General features: G+C 36.4%; 15 protein-coding genes and 1 pseudogene. 4 read left to right on the forward strand and 12 right to left on the reverse strand.

Annotated elements, in window-relative coordinates; all coding sequences use genetic code 11:
• Nucleotides 1–2 precede the first annotated feature (2 nt).
• The 3 genes from ACEN92_RS05905 to ACEN92_RS05915 all read right to left on the reverse strand — a co-directional run bounded on the left by ACEN92_RS05905 (nucleotide 3) and on the right by ACEN92_RS05915 (nucleotide 9,441).
• Complete coding sequence (locus ACEN92_RS05905; protein ID WP_495641444.1) at nucleotides 3–3,215, reverse strand: SusC/RagA family TonB-linked outer membrane protein; 3,213 nt, start codon at nucleotides 3,213–3,215, stop codon at nucleotides 3–5.
• A gap of 76 nt (nucleotides 3,216–3,291) precedes the next feature.
• On the reverse strand, nucleotides 3,292–4,107 hold the full coding sequence (locus tag ACEN92_RS05910) for a hypothetical protein (protein WP_495641445.1): 816 nt from the start codon (nucleotides 4,105–4,107) through the stop codon (nucleotides 3,292–3,294).
• A gap of 996 nt (nucleotides 4,108–5,103) precedes the next feature.
• The gene (locus ACEN92_RS05915; RefSeq protein WP_495641446.1) at nucleotides 5,104–9,441 is read right to left on the reverse strand and encodes a hybrid sensor histidine kinase/response regulator transcription factor; all 4,338 of its coding nucleotides are present in this window, start codon (nucleotides 9,439–9,441) and stop codon (nucleotides 5,104–5,106) included.
• A gap of 313 nt (nucleotides 9,442–9,754) precedes the next feature.
• On the opposite strand from ACEN92_RS05915, the gene ACEN92_RS05920 reads away from it, so the two are divergent.
• Complete coding sequence (locus ACEN92_RS05920) at nucleotides 9,755–12,343, forward strand: glycoside hydrolase family 3 C-terminal domain-containing protein (protein ID WP_495641447.1); 2,589 nt, start codon at nucleotides 9,755–9,757, stop codon at nucleotides 12,341–12,343.
• Between the two features lie 119 nt (nucleotides 12,344–12,462).
• Here the strand turns inward: ACEN92_RS05920 and ACEN92_RS05925 are convergent, their stop codons facing one another.
• On the reverse strand, nucleotides 12,463–12,714 hold the full coding sequence (locus ACEN92_RS05925; protein ID WP_495641448.1) for a DUF7218 family protein: 252 nt from the start codon (nucleotides 12,712–12,714) through the stop codon (nucleotides 12,463–12,465).
• 519 nt (nucleotides 12,715–13,233) lie between these two features.
• Here ACEN92_RS05925 and ACEN92_RS05930 point away from each other — a divergent pair.
• Nucleotides 13,234–13,449 (forward strand): hypothetical protein, encoded by a 216-nt coding sequence (locus ACEN92_RS05930; protein WP_495641449.1) that lies wholly within the window; start codon nucleotides 13,234–13,236, stop codon nucleotides 13,447–13,449.
• Nucleotides 13,450–13,871: 422 nt separating this feature from the next.
• Nucleotides 13,872–14,476 (forward strand): annotated as a pseudogene (gene rhuM, locus ACEN92_RS05935) (RhuM family protein); the annotation flags it as partial.
• Here rhuM and ACEN92_RS05940 read toward each other — a convergent pair.
• From ACEN92_RS05940 to ACEN92_RS05950, 3 genes are all read right to left on the reverse strand, one after another.
• Nucleotides 14,477–16,591 (reverse strand): T9SS type B sorting domain-containing protein, encoded by a 2,115-nt coding sequence (locus tag ACEN92_RS05940; protein ID WP_495641450.1) that lies wholly within the window; start codon nucleotides 16,589–16,591, stop codon nucleotides 14,477–14,479. It abuts the pseudogene before it with no gap.
• Between the two features lie 143 nt (nucleotides 16,592–16,734).
• Nucleotides 16,735–17,463, reverse strand: coding sequence for a hypothetical protein (locus ACEN92_RS05945; RefSeq protein ID WP_495641451.1), 729 nt, complete (start codon nucleotides 17,461–17,463; stop codon nucleotides 16,735–16,737).
• A 139-nt stretch (nucleotides 17,464–17,602) separates the two neighbouring features.
• Nucleotides 17,603–18,244 (reverse strand): GNAT family N-acetyltransferase, encoded by a 642-nt coding sequence (locus tag ACEN92_RS05950; protein ID WP_495641452.1) that lies wholly within the window; start codon nucleotides 18,242–18,244, stop codon nucleotides 17,603–17,605.
• Nucleotides 18,245–18,441: 197 nt separating this feature from the next.
• On the opposite strand from ACEN92_RS05950, the gene ACEN92_RS05955 reads away from it, so the two are divergent.
• Nucleotides 18,442–19,239 carry a ThuA domain-containing protein gene (locus ACEN92_RS05955; protein ID WP_495641453.1) on the forward strand — a complete coding sequence of 266 codons (798 nt, stop codon included), beginning with the start codon at nucleotides 18,442–18,444 and terminating at the stop codon, nucleotides 19,237–19,239.
• Nucleotides 19,240–19,329: 90 nt separating this feature from the next.
• Here the strand turns inward: ACEN92_RS05955 and ACEN92_RS05960 are convergent, their stop codons facing one another.
• The 5 genes from ACEN92_RS05960 to ACEN92_RS05980 form a co-directional block, all read right to left on the reverse strand.
• The gene (locus ACEN92_RS05960) at nucleotides 19,330–20,166 is read right to left on the reverse strand and encodes a DUF4249 domain-containing protein (RefSeq protein ID WP_495641454.1); all 837 of its coding nucleotides are present in this window, start codon (nucleotides 20,164–20,166) and stop codon (nucleotides 19,330–19,332) included.
• A gap of 4 nt (nucleotides 20,167–20,170) precedes the next feature.
• Entirely contained in the window at nucleotides 20,171–22,783 is a 2,613-nt protein-coding gene (locus ACEN92_RS05965; protein WP_495641455.1) for a TonB-dependent receptor, read from the reverse strand.
• A gap of 101 nt (nucleotides 22,784–22,884) precedes the next feature.
• Nucleotides 22,885–23,727, reverse strand: coding sequence for a FecR family protein (locus ACEN92_RS05970; RefSeq protein WP_495641456.1), 843 nt, complete (start codon nucleotides 23,725–23,727; stop codon nucleotides 22,885–22,887).
• 9 nt (nucleotides 23,728–23,736) lie between these two features.
• Complete coding sequence (locus tag ACEN92_RS05975; protein ID WP_495641457.1) at nucleotides 23,737–23,946, reverse strand: hypothetical protein; 210 nt, start codon at nucleotides 23,944–23,946, stop codon at nucleotides 23,737–23,739.
• A gap of 45 nt (nucleotides 23,947–23,991) precedes the next feature.
• Nucleotides 23,992–24,510 (reverse strand): RNA polymerase sigma factor, encoded by a 519-nt coding sequence (locus ACEN92_RS05980; protein WP_495641458.1) that lies wholly within the window; start codon nucleotides 24,508–24,510, stop codon nucleotides 23,992–23,994.
• Nucleotides 24,511–24,541 lie beyond the last annotated feature (31 nt).

A 24,541-nucleotide genomic window follows, 5' to 3' on the forward strand; every position in this document is an offset into this window, starting at 1 on the left:
AATTAAAATGATAACTGAGCTCCAAAAGTGTAGTTTCTTGTTCTTGGATAAGCATTATAATCAACGTTAGGTGTTAATCCTGTTGATAGATTAACTTCCGGGTCATAGCCTGAATAATTAGTCCAGACAAATAAATTAGAACCGGTTGCATACAGACGAACTCTGTTAAATATTAATTTTCTGGTCACATCCAAAGGAATTGTATATCCTACAGAAAGTGTATTCAATCGTAAAAAAGAACCTTTTTCAACTGCATAAGACGAAGCAATAGGACGACCGATTGAAGTTGGATTCCACATAGTGGCATCTTTATTAAAGTCGGCCAAAAGTGCCGGTGAGTAACGAAGATCATTCCCCATATCATCAAAATTTCTCCAACGGTTATCCAGCGATACTTCCATTCCTAAATTATTTTGGGTATTTTGATACCAGGAAGTCATCATGACTTTGTTTGCGTTAAAAACATCAAACCCATATACAAAATTGAAAAAAGTAGAGAAATCAAAACTTTTCCATACTGCATTCAGTCCAAAACCTCCTGAATATTTTGGGTTAGTATCACCAATAACTTTTCTGTCGTTCGCACCAATTACATATGTATTTGCATCTGATGCATCAACAGGTGTAAGCTTTTTAAATTTAGCATTTCCCGGACGCGGATCACCTGACAGGTTTTTGGAGTTGGCTACACCTTCTTTCAGTTTCCATGTTTTTGTTAATGGATCAAATGAGTCAAAATCATCCATGGTATAAAAACCATCATTTACAAAACCGTAAATCAATCCTTTTGTACCTCCAACATAAGCACGATAATCATCATCATTTAACAATTGTGTTCCTGCCCATCCTGAACTAAGAATCCATTCATTCTCTCCGGTTGAAAGTGCATCAATTTTATTCTTATTGAATCCGATATTGAAATTTAAATCCAGGTGAAAATCTTTTTGCTGAACCACATTAGCATTAATAGCAAATTCAATTCCTTTATTAGATGTCTGTCCCACGTTGGTCATGATTTTACTAAAACCGGATGATCCGGGAATATCAGAAGGCACTAACAAATCTTTTACAGTGTTTTGGTAAATTTCGATATTACCGGTAAGTCTTTCTTTAAAAAAACCAAAATCAATACCAAAATTTGCAGTATAAGTTGTTTCCCATTTCACATTAGGATTATTCAAATACGCAGTTTTACCATTAGGATTATAAAAATTATAGTAGTAATGACTGCTCTCTCCCCAACCTACTGATTTCTCTTGTGAAACGCCATAATATTTTGCATACAAATCGCCATCAATTCGGTCATTACCCGAAACTCCGTAACTTAAACGTAATTTTAAATTTGAAATGGTTTCACTCTCTTTTAAGAATTTTTCATTTGACATTCTCCAGGCAAATGCTGCAGCCGGAAACAATCCCCAGCGATTATCCGGACCAAACTTTGTCGAACCATCCGCACGAATAGTAAATGTTGCAAGATACCTGTCATCATAGCCATAATTTACACGGCCGAAGAACGATGAAATTTTATTTGGCGAGCCTTCTTTCGATGCGTTTTGGTAAGGAGTTCCCAGAGCAAGATTATCCAATGCTTTTTCTCCTGTAATTGTTTCCGGAAAATAACGAGTGGTATAAGTCTTACTGGCACTACGCTGATCTTTCATTTCCTGCCCCACCATAACCTGAAAATCGTGAAGTGTATTGATTTTAAAATTATAATTTAAGACATTATTTAATTGTGTACGAGGGCTTTGGGTCATTTGCCAACCCGCTACCGGCAGACTATTATTCTCATTTGCTGTTTTGGTACCTACACCCCAAAAACGTCCGTCTTCTTCATATTGGTATTCAAAACCGAACGAACTGCGAAGACTCAGTCCTTTCATTATATTCCAGGTTAATGCTCCAACTGTATTGAATGTACGTTTAGTACGATTGCGATAATTCCTTTCAGCTTCCTGAATCGGATTGAAACGTTTAACAGGCTCATAATCTTCCGGATCAAAATAAGTATCATCTTCAGGCAATGTCATATAATCCTGCAAACCAAGTGTGGGTGCCTGACGTATTGCGCTAAGCAAACTAACTCCCTCGGTACCTGATCCCTCAATTGTTTGATTTATAAAACGGGATTGGAATTCAAAAGTAAATTTATCAGACAATTTAGTATTAAGAGTCAGGTTCATGTTGGTCTGCTTTAAACCGGTTCCTATTAATACCCCGGGCTGATCCTGATTGGTTACCGCAAACTTAAATTTAGTTTTTTCATTACCGCCATTCATACTAAAGTCAAGGTATTTGGCAATTGGATTACTGCCAAAAATTTCGTCCTGCCAGTCTACTCCCTTATCACCTTTATAAATATACATTTCATTGGCCTGCCCATAACGATTGTAAAAAGCGGTTGGGTTTGAGGTTTTTCCTTTTTCATACTCATATTGCATCGTAACATATTCATACGGATCCATTACATCCAGACGATTCGCTAATGTTTTGATTTGCATATAACTGTTTATATTCACAGAAACCTTTCCTATTTTAGGATTTTTTGTGGTTACCAAAATAACTCCGTTAGCACCACGGGCACCATATATAGCAGTAGATGCGGCATCTTTTAATACTTCTACCGATTCGATATCCGTTGGCGGAATATCATTTAGAGTTGCAACTTCAAAACCGTCAACCAAAATTAAAGGGGAATTATCCTGGGTAATAGAACCTCCTCCACGAATTCGTATCATTATTTCAGAACCCGGAGAACCATCAGCCGAAGTAATCTGAACACCCGGCAATTTACCAACCAATGCTTCTGCTACAGAACTGGTTGGAACTTTTTCTAATACCGTTCCTTTTATACTGGAAACTGCACCGGTCAGATTGCCGCGTTTTTGTGTACCATAACCAATTACCACTACTTCATTCAATTCACTTGTCGATTCCCTCATCTCGATGTTAATTCCGGAAGTACGCCCGTTTAAAGGCACCGCTATATCTTCCAGACCAATAAACCTAACCAGCAAAACAGCTGTTTTAGGGTTGTTTACTTTGATGGAAAATTTTCCGTCAAAATCAGTGGAAGTATTTGATTTTTCATTTTTCACACTAACCGTTGCACCTGGAATCGAGCCCATTTTATCTCTTACCATTCCCGACACGGTCACTTGCTCCTGAGCATAACCGCTAATTGTCAGGAACAGGACGATTAAGGTGCTCATGATATGTTTTTTTATCATAACTGCTATATTTTATTAGATTTAGATTTATTTTTTAAATCTGTTCATCATTGGATTTTTATTTGGTCTGTATAACTCCATTAATGGTTACTACATAGTCTTTAATAATGGGTGTATCCGCATCATTCAGATTAAAATCGATATTAGTAACCCCGTTTCCTAAGATTGGAAAAGAGCCTTCAAATTCTTTTGTTTTTACCACAGCTAAATCCGCAGTCATAAACTCTATACGAACAGTAACATTATTCGCCGCATCATCAGTTTGAAATACAATAAAATCATCTAAGTAATTAATTCCGCCTGTGGTCGTTTTCTTAGACCTGGAAACCGACATATCCCCTTTCAAAAAGCTTTCGTCAGAGACTTTGTATCCGGTACGTTTTACATAAACTGTTGTTTTTATCACAGAATAACTCGGATCTGCTACAATGTCTTTTGACTTTAAACGCAATGTACCTGTTCTCGTAAGAATGTTCATAGTAAGTTTTTCCTCAAATGGAGACTGGTATGGCATAGCAGCAGACAGATCCACCCTCTGATCAGCATTGATTGACTGAGGAACGACAAAATCATTTAGATTAACCGGTAAAGGGACCATTTCTGCCGGGATATCAGATGCTATAAACTTGTAATTTCCTTTTTCGAGAGCAAAACGATAAAGCGAACTGTAGTTACCAAAATAATCACCGTTATCCTTATAAATAAAAATAGGTCTTGTTGAAATCCCAACATTTATATTCCAAGGGGTGCCGTTCAGCTGAAGCTCATAATCTCTCACAACAGAAGCTTCATATTTCATCTCATCGCCGGAGCAGGAACTCATCATAAAAAGAAGGACACCTACTCCAAGTATTAGTTTTTTTATGTTTTTCATATCATATTATTTAAATTGAAAACTGTTACTGTCTAGTCAATATTTGCCTATAAGAGACAACAGATATATCAGTTAATAATAGGATGAAAGTTTTGGTTTGTTTCATAAGGTTGGTTTGTTAATAGTTAGTTAAGAAATAGTTAAATGCTTTTGGTTATGGAGCAAAACTAGAGATAGTGAATCGTAATTTGGTGGAAATATTGCTTTTCAAGGAGGGTGAAATCGCTAATTCAGCTGTTTAAATTGGTGAATTGACAAATAATTAGGATATTTTTTACATAGTGTAAAAAAATAAGTATAAATAAAAGCAGATTCATATATACCTCAAACAAGTTTTTGAAGCATTAGAGTGGATATTGAAAATCAATACAATCCTTAACTTTTGAAATAAAACGATTTTTAGTATGTAAAATGATATTACAACCCTGAATTCTAAGAAGAAGATTGAGTTGCCTCCTGCTTTAGCTGGAGGATTATAATTTGAATACAATAAAGGCTTAGCCAAATGTAACTTGCTGTGTTTTTTTCGGCTAAAGCCAATTACCCTTGAAATTTATTTACCTCCAGCTGAAGCAGGAGGCAATTCACAGATTTTCTTAGCTTCTATTATCAAACTGAGCAAAATCGAAGACCATTCCAATTGGTGGGTCTTCGACTTCGCTAAAGATAACCTGAATTCTACAGTAAGAAAATTTGGGTAGCCTCCTGCTTTAGCTGGAGGATTATAATGAAATGCAGTAAGGCTTTAGCCAAATGAAACAGCTGTGTGTTTTCGGCTAAAGCCAATTTACCTTTAAATATATTTTCCCTCCAGCTAAAGCAAGGAGGCAATTCACAGAATTTCTAGTTACACTCAGAATGAGGTAGGTATGTAAAATTTATTTTTCAGTTGATTTTCTTAGGTCTTATTGCCAGTCTAAATGTAGTCGAAGTCCGTTCTGATTGGTGCGCCTTCGACTCCGCTCAGGATGACACTAAAGTTCCATTCAGAAGATTTTATGAACGAAACTGCCGGCGATATTCAGCCGGAGTACAATTAAATTTCGCCCTAAAACATTTTCCAAAATATTTCAGGTCATTAAAACCGACTTCAAAGCAAATTTCTTTTATCAGCAGATCTTCTTTTTTGATAAGTTCTGCGGCCTCATTCAGTCGCATATCCCGAATGAATACGACGGGTGAAACTCCCGTAATACTTTTAAGTTTGTTAAAGAAACTGGCTCGCGACATGCACATTAATTTCCCTAATTCATCCACTGAAAAATCTGATTTAGACCTATTTTCCTTTACCAGTTTAATCACCTGAAACATGAATTTATGATCCTTATTGGAGATTTGTAATGGTTCTTCTTCAGGTATTTCAGTAATATTACCTGAAGAATACAACAGCTGAAGGCGTTCGCGCTGTTCCAAAACATTCTTAACCCTTGCCCTTAAAAAACTCACGTTAAACGGCTTGGTTATATAATCATCAGCACCATATTCCATCCCTTCCAATTTACTTTCAATCGCTGTTTTGGCGCTAAGCAAAATCACCGGAATGTGACTGGTTGCAAAATTATTCCGAATTAATTTAAGCATTTCTATACCATCCATATGAGGCATCATGATATCGCTGATAATAAAATCAGGAGATAATTCTGCGGCTTTTAAATGTCCTTCAACACCATTTTCCGCTACATAAATAGTATATTCTTTTTCTAAAACTGAAACGATAAATCCTCTCAATTCCGGATCATCTTCTACAATCAGCCCTACGGGCAATTCTTTTTCCACTTCTTCAAATGGTGTTAGATCCGGCTCACTTTCAAATCTTATATCATTCACCAAATCCGTATCAGACTCTTCAAACAAAATATCCACATCTTCAGTGAAATGCTTATATCCTTTTAAAAAACAAATTTGAAAGCTGCTACCTTTACCCGGCACACTCTCAACCAAAATAGCAGCACCATGTTTATCCGCCAGATCTTTCACAATAGAAAGACCAATTCCCGTACTGGGGTTATATGGATTTTCGTTGTAGTTTGAGAAACGTATAAACAATCGTTTTTGAAGTATCGGGCTAATACCCGGCCCGTTATCACTAACCTTTAAAACAATCTGTTTTTCAGATTCCTCTACTTCCACCTGAACAGTATCTCCTTTATGGCAATATTTAAAAGCATTTGAAAGCAGGTTTACCAAAATTTTATCCAGACTATCCGGATCAGCCCATACAATTGGTTTTGAAGCACTTATACTTACCTTCAATTCTATATTACGCTGCAGGCTCATTTCACTAAAATTTTCACATATTTTAGTCGCAAAATCACCTAAATCTATTTCACTCACCACCAGCTTCCTGTCCTGGATTCTCCTCAGATCCAAAATCTGATTGACCAGATTCAGCAGCTTATTACTATGTTTCTCAATAACCCGAAGCTGATCTTTTACCGAATGTTTTATATCATTATCAGAAAGCATTATTTCCAGCGGAGCAGTAATCAGGGTAAGAGGAGTCCGGATTTCATGTGAAATATCGGTAAAGAATTTCAACTTTAATTCTCCCATTTGCTTCTGCAGTTTCACGTCATTACGCAGTTTCAAAATCGTTGAAATCGCACGCCGAACCACTAAAAACAACCCGACAGCCAATAACAGATAACAGAAATAAGCGAAGTTAGTTCCCCAAATTGAAGGGCGAATCGTGACTTTAATCCGCCTTTCATTATCCGCCCACAAATTATGACCATTTGTAGAGGAGACAACAAGAGTATATTTTCCACGGTCCAGATTCGTATAATTAATGGACTGTCCGCCTTTAAGATAATTCCATTGACTATCAATTCCTTCCAGCTTATAACGATATACAATATTTTCGTTTTTAATGTAATCTAAGGCTGAAAATTGCACTCTGAAAAAATTCTGGTCATGTTCCAGCGTAACTTCCTTAAGTAAATCCGGATTTCCGGGAGTTTCAGGATTTATTTCGTGTAATTGTTTATCATTGACTGAAAATCCCGATATCGCCAAATACGGTTTAAATTGAAAGGGTTTAATAACTTCAGGTTTGAAATAAATAACCCCATCGGAATATCCCACCACAATTTCACCATTGTGAAGCCTGCACTTTGTCGCCTCTGAAAATATTTCGGTTCCAATAATGGATTTAAGTTCAGGAAATGTTTCTGCACTATTTTTTTTTGGGTCGAACCGAACAACCTGATCATCACCCATAAGCCAGATTTTGCCTGCTTTATCTTCCTGCAAAGCCACAACTCCTTCGATAGGAAAAGCGATAGTCTCGTTTCGGACAGCCGTAACTTTTAACTGTCCCTGCTTATCTAAATCAGCCAGGACTAACCCCTTACCATTGGTTGCCAATGCCAGCCGGTTATCAGAAGTGACCAGAATATCCAAAATATCATTACCTGAAACCTGAGAATATTCTTTGAATTGCAATTTACCTGCCGATTGGTTTTCTCCGGAAAAAGAAAACAATTTATAAGACGAAATAAAAAACAGTTCGTGCTCTTTATTTTCCACAATCGAACGAACTTTATCAGCCTTTTTTATTGGATAGTTCTTTAGTTCGTTCTTATAGCTGATAAAACGAAACTTATTGTTTGACTCCCGGACAAGATTAATTCCTCCTCCCCAGGTAGCTAAATAAACCTGGCCGCCTGATGACTGAAAAATTTTATAAATATTATCCGAATTAATACTATAAGGATCCTTCTCATTATATTTATAATGGCTTACCTTATATCTAAAAGGCTGTTCGCCGGGCACCAGGCAAAATAATCCATTACCCCTTGTCCCAATCCATATCCTGCCCCGGGTATCCTGCATCATGCTGTAAATATCCGCTCCCCAGCCTGGACTGTTTGCAGATAGTGTTCCATCAGCACCTAACATTCCTATCCTCTTTTTTTGAGCATTAAAAAGTGTAATTTTTTCAGAACGGCCGGCAACCCAAAGATTACCTTTATTGTCTGTCATCAGGCTCCGAACGTTATGCTTTTGACGATTACCTGAATCTAAGTTTAATGTTGAAAAATTACTGTTGCTAAAAGTGATCAGGTCCAGTCCCTGCTTGTACGAACAAAACCACAGGTTTCCTAATTTGTCAAACATAGCTGTATGCATCACATCAGACATCGTTTCTTTCGATTCCTTAATGCATTGCATGATAGAAATTAACTTATTCTGCTTTTCATCCCAGTAAGCAAACGCCTCTCTCCTTGATTGGATCCAGACTGTTCCGTCAGGCGAAACAAGCAGAAAACTTTTTCGTTCTGCACCCATGGTAGCAGGATCACTTGAATCCACTTTCATCTGCTTTAGCTTTTTGGTGGCTATATCAAATTGATAAACACCTGCCGAAGTTTCAAACCAAAGCTGCCGCGAACGTGTCAATCCTAAATAATTAGTCTTTTCACCCGAAAGACCCGATAATGTTTTGCTGTTATAAAGATCCAGTTTACCTGTTTTTATGTCATAAAAATAAAAGCCTTGTCCTTTCGTTATTATCAGCACTTTACTATGCTTCATAAGCTTTATTTGAACAATATCTTCCTTTATGCCCAGCTCAAAGTCAAAAAACGTACTTGAATTTTTAGTGTAACGTGTCAATTTGCCTTTGGCTCCCCCAAACCATATGTCCTCTTTCGTTTCCATAAAAGAAGTAAACGAATAAGACTTTCCGGACTGTTCGGTCATATTCAAAAAGAAGTATTGAGGTTTGGTACCCGATTTATTTAATCGGCAAATGCCGGCGTCTGCCATAAACCAGATTGTTCCCAAATCATCTTCAAAAACATCGTTGATGCTGCCGCAATGTTTTGCAGGATCAAAATCAATCTGTCTGATTTGCTTATCAGTTTCGAAAGCGATCAGGCAGTTTTTATTTTCAGGAAACAGCCATACTCTCCCCGATGACATTATCTTAAATTTTTGAAAAGCAATATTGGGAGATTTTACGGACTTTCTTTCGATAGGATAATGAAATTTTAACTGATGGGTATCGAAATAATAAATGTCATTTTTTTCAGACTGAATCCAAATTCTCCCGTTTTTATCAAACTTAAATTTGGACACCCGATTCGACATTAAGTTAAATGAGGCACTTTGTTCTACCCTGAAATTTTGAAAAATGTTTCCATCATAACGAATCAGTCCATTGAAAGTTCCCAGCCAGATAAATCCTTTCTGATCTTGCTGAATACCAAGAACACGTGACTGGCTTAATTTTCCATCATGGGCAAAATGAGTCAGAATACCGGACGGCTGAGACATGCACAGGGCACAAATCAAACAAAAGAAAACTGCAATTACGTTTTGTTTCAACATTTATATTTTTATTTGCTAAAGCACAAAAATATCAAAATTCTTCTCCTAACCTAAAATACCTGCTCTCAGTAGTTAAATACCACCCCTTAAATAGTATTTTGTACCCTTTTTCTATGAGTAAAGAAAATTAAAAAACGCAGCCACAAGCTTTACAGCCTCCTTCAAATAGCAATTTATCCCAGGCTGCAAGATATAAACATTTAATTTTGCAGTCAGTAAGTATCCGGACTATCCTAATCTTTACTAAAATACCCAAACCATAACCTAAATCTTTCAGGAAAACTCAATGAGAAAAGTATATTGTCTCGTGTTTATGTTGAACTTTCTAACACTAAGCACTTTCGCTCAAAATAACTTCGCGTTTAAAAATCCGAATTTAACAATCGAACAGCGTGTTGATGATCTCGTATCCAGAATGTCTGTAGATGAAAAAATCAGCCAACTGATGGACGCCTCACCTGCCATCGAACGTCTTGGCGTACCGGAATACAATTGGTGGAACGAATCTTTACACGGTGTTGCCCGTGCAGGATATGCAACTGTTTTTCCACAATCTATTTCAATTGCATCCTCCTGGGACCGCCAATTAATTTTTGATGTTGCCAGTGCTATTTCTGATGAAGCACGTGCCAAACATCACGAATATTTGAGACGGGGACAACACGGTATGTATCAGGGATTGACATTCTGGTCACCGAATGTCAATATTTTTCGTGATCCGCGTTGGGGACGCGGACACGAAACCTATGGCGAAGATCCTTACCTTACCGGTCAATTAGGACTTAAATACGTTAACGGTCTTCAGGGAACTGATGAAAAGTACTTTAAAGTGATTGCCACGGCCAAACATTTTGCTGTTCATTCGGGCCCGGAACCATCCCGTCACCAATTCAATGCTGAAGCCAGCGATATTGATCTTTATGAAACGTACCTTCCTGCCTTTCGTACTTTGGTAAAAGAAGGTCATGTTTATTCCGTTATGGGCGCCTATAACCGTTTTAGAGGTGAATCTGCCAGTGCAAGCCCATTCCTGTTCAATATTCTTCGAAATGATTGGGGATTTAAAGGTTATATTGTATCAGATTGTGGTGCTGTAACAGATATCTGGAAATACCACAAAATTACCGGCGATGCAGCGTCAGCTTCAGCTTTGGCTGTAAAAACAGGGCTAGATCTGGAGTGTGGAAGCAGTTATAAATCATTAAAAGAAGCATTGGACCGTAAATTGCTTACCGAAACTGATATTGACATTACTGTAAAACGTTTGTTTACGGCCCGTTTTAAATTAGGCATGTTCGATCCTGAAGAAATGGTTCCCTATGCACAGATTCCTTATTCGGTAAACAATAACTCTGCTCATAATTCGCTGGCCCGTGTGGCTTCTCAAAAAAGTATTGTTCTTTTGAAAAACCGGAATAATACACTTCCGCTTTCAAAGGAAATCAAAACAATTGCCGTAATAGGACCAAATGCCGATGATGTCCAGTCTTTATGGGGAAATTACAGCGGCGTGCCAAGCAATCCTGTAACGGTGCTAAAAGGTATTCAAAACAAACTGGAGCCTAACGCCAAAGTGCTGTATGCAAAGGGAACTGATCTTGCAAAAGGAGTTCCCGCAATGAAAGTTGTTCCCTCTGTTTACCTTCAAAACGAAAACGGATCGCAAGGTCTGAAAGCAGAATATTTTGATAATACGGAATGGCAGGGAAAACCGCTTTTTACCCGTACAGATGATACAATAGATTTTCACTGGGATATTGATACTCCTGACCCGCGCTTGAAAATGGGAAACTATAGTGTCAGATGGACAGGTTATATTGTCGCACCAAAAACCGGGATTTACAACATTTCCGAATGGTCAAAACCTTTTATGACTATCGAAATCGAAGGCGGAAAAACATCCGGCGGAAAAAACAAACACAATCCCCGAATCCGTCCACAGAAAATTGAACTGGAAGCCGGAAAAAAATACAAAATAGAGGTCAAATACCAAAACTTCTATGGCGACGCAATCGCGCAGCTTTTATGGGCTGAGCCACAAGAAGACATATTAAAGGAAGCTGTTCAGACTGCCAGTCAGGCGGATGCCATAGTTTTAGTATTGGGATTGAATGAACGTCTGGAAGGTGAAGAAATGAAAGTCGAAGCAGATGGTTTTGAAGGCGGAGACCGTACCAGTCTTAACTTGCCCGCTAATCAGGAAGAACTAATGAAAGCGATGGCAGCAACCGGAAAACCAGTCATCCTGGTTTTAATAAACGGAAGTGCGCTCTCCATAAATTGGGCAAATGATAATCTGCCGGCAATTTTGACTGCCGGATATCCGGGTCAGCAGGGCGGTAATGCCATTGCTGATGTACTTTTTGGAGACTACAATCCCGCCGGCCGACTGCCGGTTACTTATTATAAATCCGTAGATCAGCTTCCGGCTTTCGAAAATTATGATATGAAAGGACGCACGTATCGCTATTTTCATGAGAAACCTCTCTACCCTTTTGGATTTGGTTTAAGCTATACCAAATTCAAATACAGTAACTTAAAACTTCCCGTAAATCCGGGTTCTGAAAAAGATTTTGAAGTATCAATTGACGTAACCAATACAGGTGACCGTGACGGAGATGAAGTAGTTGAATTGTACCTGAAAGATGAAAAAGCGTCTACTCCACGCCCGATATTGCAATTAGAAGGATTTGAGCGTATTAACCTGAAAAAAGGGGAAACAAAAACGGTTCGTTTTACCATTACGCCAAGACAGCTGTCCTTAATAAATAAAAAAGGCCAGCGTGTAATAGAACCCGGTTGGTTTACGATCTCAGTGGGAGGAAAACAGCCTGATGGTTCTGACGACACACAAAATGGACGATTCAGAATTACCGGTAAAACAGTATTTCCGGAGAAATAGTATTGTATAATTTTAGAGGTGCCTGTCCGAAAAAGGCAGCTCAATTAATAATAAAAATTAGTTACATCGACGTGAATCAAAAAAATAAGTCTTCCGGCAGAAGACTTATTTTTTTATGATTAATTATTGCGTAACGCATGCATTAATTCTTCTTTAGTCATTTTGGATCTTCCTTTTATATCCGCTTTTTTAGCTTCTTTATAAAGATCTTGTTTGGTTCTTTCGCCATAGTCACTGCTGCTTCCGCCTCTTTTTTCTGCTCCCTGACTGTTCGCTATTCGTGCAGACTTTTGTTTGCTGTAGCCTTTGTCACGGAGTGCTTCGTATTGGTCCTTATCCTTAATTTGCGGACCGGGATTTTTTCCTGGCATAATAGTACTGTTTAAAGTTATACGGGTTAAAAAAATTGAATCATATTTTGACCTTAATCGTCATCTGAATCATGAGTATACTATTCATCTTGTGCACCTAGATCTTTTTGATGCTCATTAACCTACAGGATCATTTTCCTGAAGGGATTTTGAAATATTTAAAGTTTGAAGTAACAAATCTATAACCTGCAAAAAACAAAGTTTTATATCTTTTACATTTACAATTATATTATTATCAGGTAGTTATATGTTTTTAACGAATTTATGTACCGATTTTCCGTAAGTTTTTAGGCGTTATACTGATAATTATATAATTAAAAAGTTCAATTTTATAAAACTGAACAAGGATTAGTTTTATAACTTTAGGTTTAATTTAGTCATGATACAAAGGTTCTGCATCAAGTTGGCACAGAACAGATATAAAAACAAATCAATCTCTGCAAAAAGACTCGAAAAATTTCAATAAAAAACTACTATTAAAAGAGTTCTTCTAAAATATAATTTAAAAATCAGAAAGTTATGGTAGAAAAAAATTATGATCCCGACAACGAGAATTGTCCGGAAAAAGACACAATAGAACATCTTCAAAGTTTAAAATTAAATTCTGAAAAAAATAAAAATACCCAAACTGTTGAAGAATTTATAGATGATAGTCCAAATCGGGTTCCTAATAAAAATAACTCGAATACTCCGGATTCAAATTATTATCAAAAAAAGAATCAGATCAATAAATGAAGAAATTACACATCACAAAAAGGCATATGTATCGAAACATATGCCTTTTGTTATTTTTAATAACATTCTGAGTAACAAAATTTTCCATTAAATTAAGTTACAAAGATTCTTATTAGGAGCTATTTCCTGCTGTCCTTCCAAATCTTTTGTGCCAACCCACCCCGGCATAAAAGGATTTTACCTCCCATCTGGGCTAGGGGTTTAGGTTTCAAAAAATCTTTTTTATCCTTTATAGTTTCCTTAATCATCTTAATTAATTATTCAATACTTTAGCATTTGAATTTAACCTTACAAAATTCTTAATGGCTTTCAACGAAGATTCTTGTGCATTAATACGAGTATTCCCGAAGCTTGCCAAACAAATTAACGGAATAGTTGTTTAAAGAATAATAGGAGTGAGTTTTATGAAAGAACAGCGTAATATGAACACAGGGGAAATACTTATATATCAAAATCAGGAAGGCAATATTAAAATTGATGTTCGACTTAATGAAGAAACAGTTTGGCTGACGCAAGCTCAAATTGCGTTGCTTTTGGCAAAGGAAGATCTACCATTACGGAGCATATTGCTAATGTTTTTAAAGAAGGTGAACTAGACGAAAAAGTGGTATGTCGGGATTTCCGACTAACCTCTTTACATGGTGCTGTTGAGGGAAAAACACAGGAAAACAACGTTAAACATTATAATCTTGATGTCATCATTTCTGTTGGTTACCGCGTAAAATCGCAACAAGGAACGCAATTTCGTATTTGGGCAACGCAACGTTTAAAAGAATATATCGTTAAAGGTTTTGCATTAAATGATGATCGCTTTAAGTCTGGCACTACCATGAACTACTTCAACGAATTGCAACAACGCATTCGTGAAATACGAATATCTGAAAAATTCTTCTATCAAAAAATAAAAGACATTTACACTACAAGTATTGATTATGATGCAAAAGACGAAAAAACAATTTCATTTTTTAAAATTGTACAAAACAAGCTTCTTTGGGCAATCTCTCAAAACACTGCAGTGTTTTTATTATTATCTTATTAATGAAAAATGGCCTTTTGCTGTTCTGCCATTCTCCAAATTAACAACAAACCAATAATCAGTAGCAGGCAAAGGGTTACCGTTATAGGTCCCGTCCCAGCCAATACTTACGGCATTAGGAATTATTTTGAGGATTTTTCCATATCTGTCATAAATAACTACTTTTGAATTTTTAAGTAATTCATTGTTTATTCCTCTTATATTCCAAGTATCATTGTAACCATCATCATTTGGCGTAAAATATGGAGGAGCACCAACAACAGAAATATTTTTTGAAATAGTACTACAGCTATTTTTGTTGTTTACATATACTGTATAAAAACCAGGCTCAACATTTTCAAATTTATTGGAAAGTTGAAATGGTCCTGATGGATTATTCAAACTGAATTCACTATTTTCCATCTCAGAAGCTATGATCGTTATTGTATTGTTTTCCGTTAAATCCGAAATTATAATTTTTTCGATAATTAATGGATTTGAATAAATTACCGTATTCGTACTGATGCTTTTACAAAAAGTTATATTGTCTGTTACCTGACAGGTATATGTACCGTCCTGACTTACGTCTATGTAATATTGATTATTAAATGGCAGCAATTGACCGTTTCTTGACCATTGGTAACTATATTGAGATTGAGAACCTGAAAGTAAACCTGCATTTAGCTTTACTAATTCTGTGTTTTCAGGACAAATTACTTCCTCATTATTCAACTTTACATTTGGAGGGTTTAGCACTTCAATTTCCATCTTAGCTATAGCAGCACAAGAACCGGCTGCTGGGGTAAATGTGTAGGTTGTTGTAGCGGTATTGTTTAAATCTGGAGACCAGCTGCCTGTAATATTGTTGTTTGAAATTGCAGGTAATTGAGTCATTAATTCTCCTGAACAGATAGGAGCAATCTGTGTAAAATAGGGCATCATGCCTGAGTTTACCTTAATAGTCATTGTTACTGGTACAGCACATGATCCTGATGCTGGGGTAAAAGTGTAGGTTGTTGTAGCAGTATTATCTAAAGCCGGTGACCAGCTTCCAGAAATTCCGTTGTTCGAAAGCATTGATAATGGCTGTAATACTGTACCTGAACAAATATCATTTATTTGTGTAAAAACTGGTATAAGGGGTGTGTCAGCAGTTACTGGTACTTTTGTTCTTGCGCTTTCAATACCCCCTACAGTTTGTGAAACGTAATAAGCAGCAGTATTTAAAATTACATCCGGTGTCAGCGGTATACCTCCAATTTCGGTATCATACCATTTTAAGTCTGTGCCTATCGCAGTTAAATTAGCAACAGTAGAATTGCTGCAAACAGATTGCGGTGTGGCAAAAGGAGGTAATAATTCGTTGTTTAAACGAACTATTGTATTGGTACGGATACCATCATAATTAGTGAATTGGCCTCCAACAATAATTTTTCCATCCGTTTGAACTGCAGAAGAAGTAAGATAAGCACCACCTGTACCAAAATGGGAAACACCTTCAACTGGCGCGAAAGATAAATCTAAACTGCCATCTGTATTCAAACGTGCTATATTATTTCTAACTATACCACTAATCGTATTAAACAATCCTCCAATAATAATTTTACCATCTGTCTGCAGAGATGTGGTAAAAATAATGCCCCCTAAATTAACACCGTTATTATCATGAAGAAAAATTAAATCAGAATTAAAACTTGTGTCAATAGTCCCATCTCCATTTAAACGGGCAATATTTCCAGTTGTGTTGTTATTAATAGCACTGAAGTCGCCAGCAATTATAATTTTTCCATCGGGCAGCAGTACTATGTTTCTAATTTGGGAACTAGCTGTAATAATTGGAAATGTCGTATCTAAGCTTCCATCTGAATTTAAGCGGATTAATCTGCTATCTCCAAAATCATTTGTTATAAGAATCTTGCCGTCTGGTAAAACGAGTGTACGCTGAATCGAATAGACATCTGTTAAACCAAGTTTAAATGAAGTATCTAAACTTCCGTCAGAATTTAGGCGAGCCATTCGGTTTATAACAGCATTGTTGTAAGTATATAAATAACCGCCAATAATAATTTTTCCATCAGGCTGAAGGGAAATGTTTAGTATATCATCATTGGGACTGCCATTAAGCAATTATTGTATTTGATTAATCTGATATTTGAGTGCTAAAGTATCAAATATATACTGAAGTGTAAAGAGGAAAGTTGTAAAGTCAACAACAAATGTATTCTTTTCTAGCTCCGTAAAATTTACATAAATTTATTACTACTCACAACCTAATCAGCAGCCTCAAACCATATCTCAACACCTTTCCGTGTTTTAGTATCGATTTTTTTAATGGATGTATTTTCTGTTATGGAAGAAAAACTTAACGCTGTACCATCAAACTGAATTGAAATTCCATAAGCTCCGGAATCTTGGGAGACAGGAATATGATCAGTGCTTTTAAGGAGAAAATACCCTTCTTCTAAAGACATATTGGGAATAAAATAACAAGTGGAAATGTCATAATCACTGCCGTTTTCTATAATGGAAGCTCTATTTTTATACAAATAGGAATTAGAATAGGCATTGTCTTTTTTAGGATCCGGTTTTTTAGCTTTTTCCTTAATCAGCTTAAATTCCTGATCAAAATAAGAGGTACTGAATTCAAAACCATGCTTTATTTTTGACAGACAGGCATCAAAAACATAGCCGGCTTTTCCGTCATTGGTTTTTACTTTTACCCAAAAGCCGGATAAAGAGAATCCTTTAAAATCATCTTCCGCATCTCCTTTGGGACTAATTTCGAGAACTGTATACGGCGTTTTTTTTAAATCGTCATCAATAACAACACATTCTTCTTCAAATTTTAATACGCTTACAATCTTACTGCCAGCATTTGAATGTGCATATAAATGAATGTCAGACGGACTGCAATTGTATAATGTATCTCCCTTTTTGTATAAACTAATACTATAAGCCTGTATGGAAAGGCAAAGAAAAAAGGTGGTGATGAATTTCATAGTGTATTGTTTTTCTTAATGCTTCATTGTTTTACAGCACAAATGTAATCGAAGATATTATTAATAGGTTGTGTATATTCGTAAAATACAAATCCCTTGAAAGTTATAGCACAGTAAAACAAAGGGATTCATTAATACATCAGGCAGTAATAACAATAGACGTATAAAGACTGTACAATTTCCAGCCTAAGGATTCGTACAAAAATTTGCCTTGATCTGTTGCAACCAAAAAGTTTTTGAAAACACCTTTTGACAATGCGATCTTTTCAAGTTCTTTCATCAAAAATGTTGCAAGGCCTTTTCTTCTGTGATTAATTTCGGTTGAAATTCTATCATAAACAGCCCAATCGTCAACAAGAACAACACGGCCAATTGCGGCTGGCTCTCCTTTTTTATCCACTACTCTAACAACGTAAGTTGAATTATAATAATCGAATTCCAATTTATAATCATCGCTTAAACCGGTTATCGGAATATTCATTGTGTGAAAACAATACATCATAAAACCTTGTGGCTGAATTATCCATTTCTCAGAAATGACAGGTTTGATTTCATGAGCAGACGCGCAAACCTTTAGAAAAATCCAGGGTTCATCGATATTTTTTGAAAGCCGGATAAAATCCTCATTAAGTTCAGAAAATACATATCTGGTTTTTTGCTTTTCATAACCAACATCGATTTGAAAACCAGATTTATAACTAACCGGTAATGGCAATTCCCTTGACAATGACCAGGCTTTAAGCCACTTTTCAACAACATCCCGAGAAACAAAATTTTCCATTAAATTAGCTAATAAATTACAAAAATAGTCCGTTCGAAATAAAACGCCTGCCTAAAGTAAAAAAATATTATTTTAGTCCTTTAATTAATTTCGTCTATACCTTAAATTTTAATATGTACGGGAACGTTAAGTTTCGTACATAAGAAATTAGCCTGTAAACAGAAATGAATAATTGCCCACAAAGAATTTATAAACTTATGACTCATTCACAAATGCCCCGAAATATATCCCTGCTTTTTACAGGAATCTTGTTAGCAACTGTACTATTTTTATCGTGCAGCATAAAAAAACAGTCCGATGCAACAGGGGAAAAAATATTAGTTTTCACCAAAACTGCCGGATTTCACCATTCGTCAATACCACAGGGAATCGAAGCTGTCAAACTGATCTGCAGTCAAAACGGACTGAAAGTTAAGGTAACGGATAATGCAGACGATTTTACAAAAGACAGTTTAGCGGTGTATAGTGCCGTTGTATTTCTAAACACTACCGGCGATGTTCTAAACAACAGCCAGCAGGAAGCTTTTGAACACTATATAAAATCCGGAGGAGGTTTTGCAGGTATTCATTCCGCTGCCGATACGGAGCAGGACTGGCCATGGTATATTCGCCTTACGGGAGCTAAGTTTGCAGGGCATCCTAATAATCCAAACGTTCTGAAAGCGGTCATAAACATTACTGACACACATTTCCCTGCTACAAAAGGGCTTCCTTTGCGATGGGAACGAACTGACGAATGGTATAACTATTCCAATATTTCGGAAGACATAAAAGTTATAGCGGTTTTGGATGAAAGTACTTATTCGGGGGGTACAAATGGTAAAAATCATCCCATAGCGTGGTATCATTCCTTTGAAGGCGGCAGAGCTTTCTATACAGGCGGAGGCCATACGGAAGCCAGTTATGCTGAACCGCTGTTTCTCAAACACCTGACAGAAGGGATTAAATATGCTGCAGGAATTGGTTCTGCTGCTGCTTCAAATAAAGACAAATAACCAACTGGTTTTAAACAATATACATCTGACATATGTTATTATTATTTTTATATGTCAGATGTAATTAAACAGGATTAAAATTTAAACTTTTTATTTTACTGTATAAGAAACGTTATCAGCTTCACAAAGCCTGAAATAACCTAAAGCAAAATTATTGGCATCATTGGCATTTACAATATTTCCCCTGATATTGGCCGGAGGAGTTGCAAAAGGATTTGCATTGGATGCCTCCAGAATTAAATTCATATAGTTATAAAAATTTCTGGAAATGCCACGATTTGTAATTTCAACTGTATTTCCCGCCTTCATATCTTCGTTAGAGAATCGAATGTTAATTTCATTCCCATTAAAAAAATCATCATCCATCAGGTTATATTCCGGAAAGAGCAGGAAGGCACTTTTAAAATCTGAAAGATTATAATTGACTTCATTTGCGGGATCATCATAATAGAATGTCAGTTCGATTATATCGTCGGTGCCTTCAAGAACCAAACCCTGCTCTACCCTTTTGATCGGTGTCACGGACATCAGCTTTTCAACTGCTGTAAAGCTTTGTCCTTCTGCCTGAACATACAGCGTATAATCCGTATTAAGTACAGGAATAAAATCGGTACATACATACAAACCGGGCTGTGTTTCATTAAAAGTAAAAACAGTTCCGTCACTATTTTCAACCCTCACCTGTGCTCCTGACACTTTTGGTGCAGCAGTACTGTAATAAGGAGCCATTTTGGTAATCTTTATGGTTTGTTCATTACCGCTTGTTCCTTTTTTCCAGATTATTTCGGCATCTATAACTATTTTGGCTTCTCCTGTTTCTAAATCAAGATTTACGACGTCTTCACACGATGAAAAAAGCAAGACAATAAGAAGGCTGCATAAAGCCAGTGCTTTATTTTTTAAGGTATATTTTTTTAACTTTTGCATGTTATTAAAATTTAAAATTATAAGAAACACCAGGTACTAATCCAAAAATGGATAATCTTCTGGTCTCGTTCGCTCCCGTATCCTCATTTGTTGTAAAGGTCATAGAGGCAGCATTTTGCCTGTTGTAGATATTATAAATGCTGAATACCCAATAGCTTTGCCATCCTTTCTTTTTGTCGGGCTTAGGTGTATATGTCGCAGCAAGATCCAGGTGATGGTAAAGCGGCAGCCTGTTTTCGTTTCTCAGTGAGTAATTAGGGATATTGATTCCCCCAAATTCATAATAACCATTTGCATACGTTACAGGCTGGCCGGAACGCAATGAAAAGTTAGCGTCAAAAGACCATTTTGGATTAAATTTATAACTTCCGACAATACTTAAATTATGTAATTTGTCATAGCCTGACAAATACCATCCGCCATTTGCTATACCCGGTTCGTCCGGTGTTCTTCCGGGAGTTTTCTGTTCTGCTCTGGACAGGGTATAAGAAACCCATCCTGTGAAATTGCCGGTGTTTTTCCTGAATAATAATTCCAAACCGTATGATCTGGCTTTTCCGCTGAGAATAACCCTCTCGATATTATTATTTGCGATTATATCTGCCCCGTCAATATAATCAATTCGGTTTTGAATGTTCTTATAAAACAATTCTCCTTCAAAAGAATAATCACCACCCTTAAAATTTTTAAAATAACCTACTGCATACTGATCCAGCAATTGCGGTTTGGTAAACGGACCGCTTGGCGTCCAGATATTCATTGGCAACGGGGACTGGGTATTGGATAAAATATGAATATACTGGGCCATCCTGTTATAACTTGCTTTCACGGAAGTATCGTCATTAAAAGCATATGACAGTGCAAATCGCGGTTCAAAATTATTGAATTTACTTATCGTTTCACCACTTTTATAGGAGATGCTCCCGGTTGGGGTTCCTTCTTCATAAATATTATATAACGGATTATATGCGACAGCTTTACCATCTTCATACGTGCTGATTTCCTCCCCTCCCAAACGGTAAAACAAACTATAGCGGAGTCCGTAACGAAGATTCAGCTTTTCTGTAATCTGATGTTCAAAATCAAGGTAGGCCGAGGATTCTAAGGCATATTTTTTATCCAGCTGCCTGTAATTGAACTGTGAACCGGGGCTGGTAGGTTTTGCGGTACCGGGATTAAAATTATAAAACAAACCGTCGACCCCGTAATTAAGCTTAAACTTTTCTGACAGGGAATGATCCCAGTCGTATTTAAGTCCGTAACTGCTGATGTTGCTTTCCCACTCAAAATTTTCCGTCTGCAATCCCAGATTAAATTTATAATCGCTGTAGAAAACCGATAAATTGGTGTTTAACTGTTCTGAAAATTTATGTTTCCAGTTTAAGATGCCCATAGTGTTTCCGTAGGTACTTGAAAACCGCTCATTTATATCAAAAACGTCATTCCCTAAGTATCCGGAAAAAGCAACACTGTTATTGGCACTTAACCGATAATTTAATTTAGCATTGATATCATAAAACATGGCAGAGTTCTTATTGTCTGCCAGCTTCAAAAATAAATGGGCATACGAAGCACGTCCGGCGATGATAAAGGATCCTTTTTCTTTTTTTATGGGTCCCTGAACCAAAAGACGGCTCGATATTAATCCGATTCCTCCATTTACCCTGAAGTCTTCAAAATCTCCTGTTTGCTGACTTACATCAAGAACTGAGGAAACACGTCCTCCATATTTAGACGGAATACCTCCTTTGTACAAATCCAGTCCATTGACAATATCGGCGTTAAAAACCGAGAAGAACCCAAACATATGCGAATCACTGTAAACCGGAGCGCCATCCAGAAGAATCAGATTCTGATCGGCTGCACCACCACGGACATTAAAACCGGAAGAAGCTTCCCCTGCATTGGTAACTCCCGGCAATGTCAGTATCGATTTTAAAGGATCCGGTTCACCCATAGCAACCGGAATCCTCTTGATGTCTTCCATAGTAAGTTTATTGACACTCATTTGAGTATTCCTGATATCGACTGCTTTGGTATTGGTCACAATCACCTGCTCTAATTGCTGGCTGTCAGTCTCGATGCTGAAATCTATTCTTAGATCATCATCAACCGTAATCTGTTTTGCTGCATTTTTGAACCCCACATAACTAATCAGAACAGTATAAGTTCCTTTGTCCAATGCCATGGAAAACATTCCGTTTTTATCGGTTGTGGCAGCTGTTCCAGATTCTTTGATAAAAACATTGGCACCAATAACAGGTTCATTGTTATCATCAAGAACCTGACCTGTTACATTATTTTTTTTTTTGGCTGCTTTCGAAGGTTTTTGCTTTACAAAAATATTATTCCCTACAATCGAAAATTGAATCGAATTGTTTTTATTCAGTTCGCTGATCAGGTTTTGTATTTCGATATGGCTATAAGTACTTTTTTTGGCAAAATATTTTTGACCTGTATTAATTTGATCCGTAAAGGCAAATTTATAGTCGGTTTGATTTTCAATTTGTTTAAATAATTCTTTTAGCGTTACAGTTTTATCTACAGTTACGGTTACATTTTGAGAGAACATACACAAACTGAATAAAAAAAAGCATGCTGAAATTATACGCTTCATAAAATTTTGTATTTTTGAATATTATTAAATAGCACAGTTTTATACTGTACTCGATATAAGGAAGGATGTTTAGTTTCGCGGCTAGTGCATCCTTTTCTTTTCTATTGAAAAGTAATTTGTTTTAAATCTTCATTTACTTCAAAGTTTAGGTTATACATTTCTGATATTAATTGGACAATCGTTTTTAAATCTTCTTTTTTATTTATTCGTATTGTAATTCGCTGGTCATGATATTTCTGCGGAACTGCCATTTTATAACCGTAGTTTGTTTCAATAAAAGCACTGACAACAGTAAGTTTTTCGTTTTCAAAATCGGCAAACCTTTTAAATTCAGTTACTGAAGCGGTTTTGCTTCCATAAGTGAATTTCTCGCCGGGCACCAAAATCCATTTTTTATCCTGGTTTTTTACCGTCATCTGAACGCTTCCTTCATAAAGTTCTACACTGATTTCTTTTTTTGGATATCCATTCACCGTAAATGAAGTACCTAATACTGTAGTGACTGTTTCATTGCAAAAAACCTGAAAAGGATGTTTTTTATCCTTTTTGACTTTAAAATAAGCTTCACCTTCAACTTCAATTTTTCTGTTGCTCTGGAAATTATTCGCATAGACAATTTTAGAATTCGGATTTAATTCTACCCTTGAACTGTCCGGTAAGACTACGTTTTTTACTTTCGAAGTATGATTTTCGATCACATTTGAAGCCAGGAAAATATCATCCTGTAATGGACTTCTGTTAAAATAAATTCCAGTTCCGATAAACATGAAAATTAAAACTGCTGCCGCTGCTGCGAAATGCCAGGCTTTAAATTTCTTCTTTTTTGAAGAAAAGACTTTAGACTGAAATTGTTCCCAAGAAGCTTCTTTTACATTATCGGAATGTGAAACGGGAGTTTCATCCCAGATCTTTTTCAACTCCTCTTCTATTTTTTTCTCATCCATGTCTTTGTATTAAAGTTGTTGACAATAAAATCCCTGTTTACTAAAAACACGATAAACCATTTCTTTAATATCCCTGTTGGTTTCGATTCTTAATATATGATCACAATCTTCCAGATCAAAATTCATTTTACAGTCAGGAATGACAAATTGCAAAAGAGCTGTAATAAAGCTTGCTTCTTCCTTAGTGCTGATATCCGTTTTATAAATTTCAATATTCATTTTTATGCCTCGTTTTATATATAACAAACGAGAACACAAAAGTTCCTAATGGTTTTCGATTTTTTTTCTAATAAATTTACTGGCAAGATAAATATGATTGGCAATCGTCTTTTCAGAAAGGTCCGTTATTGCTGCAATCTCCTTATAGCTAAGGTTTTCCAGTTTGTGTAAAGTAAATATTTTTTGCTGCTGTTCAGGAAGAAGATTTATGAAGGCATATAATTTTTCTTGTCTTTCTTCAAAAATTCCTGTTTCAGAATCTTCCTGTGCAGTTTCGTACTCCGGATCTAGCTGAATTATTTTATTTTCCCTGTTAACATGATTGATAATGATGTTCCTGCATATAGTAAACAGCTGCTTATCAAATAAGACCTCTTCATTGAGTAATTCCCTTTTATCATATAGTCTTAAAAAAGTCTCCTGAACAAAGTCTTCAGGGGTAAGGACAGAAAAATTAAATCGTCTGGCAATGTTTATCAGTCTGTCATAGTAATTAAGATAAACTTCTTTGAAAGAAGCTTCCTTACCTTTTTTTAAACTTAATACAAACTTTCTGTTGTCCATAACGTAACTCTTGACTAGCCTTAACTCGCAA

The organism is Flavobacterium sp. Flavsp81, from assembly GCF_059491325.1.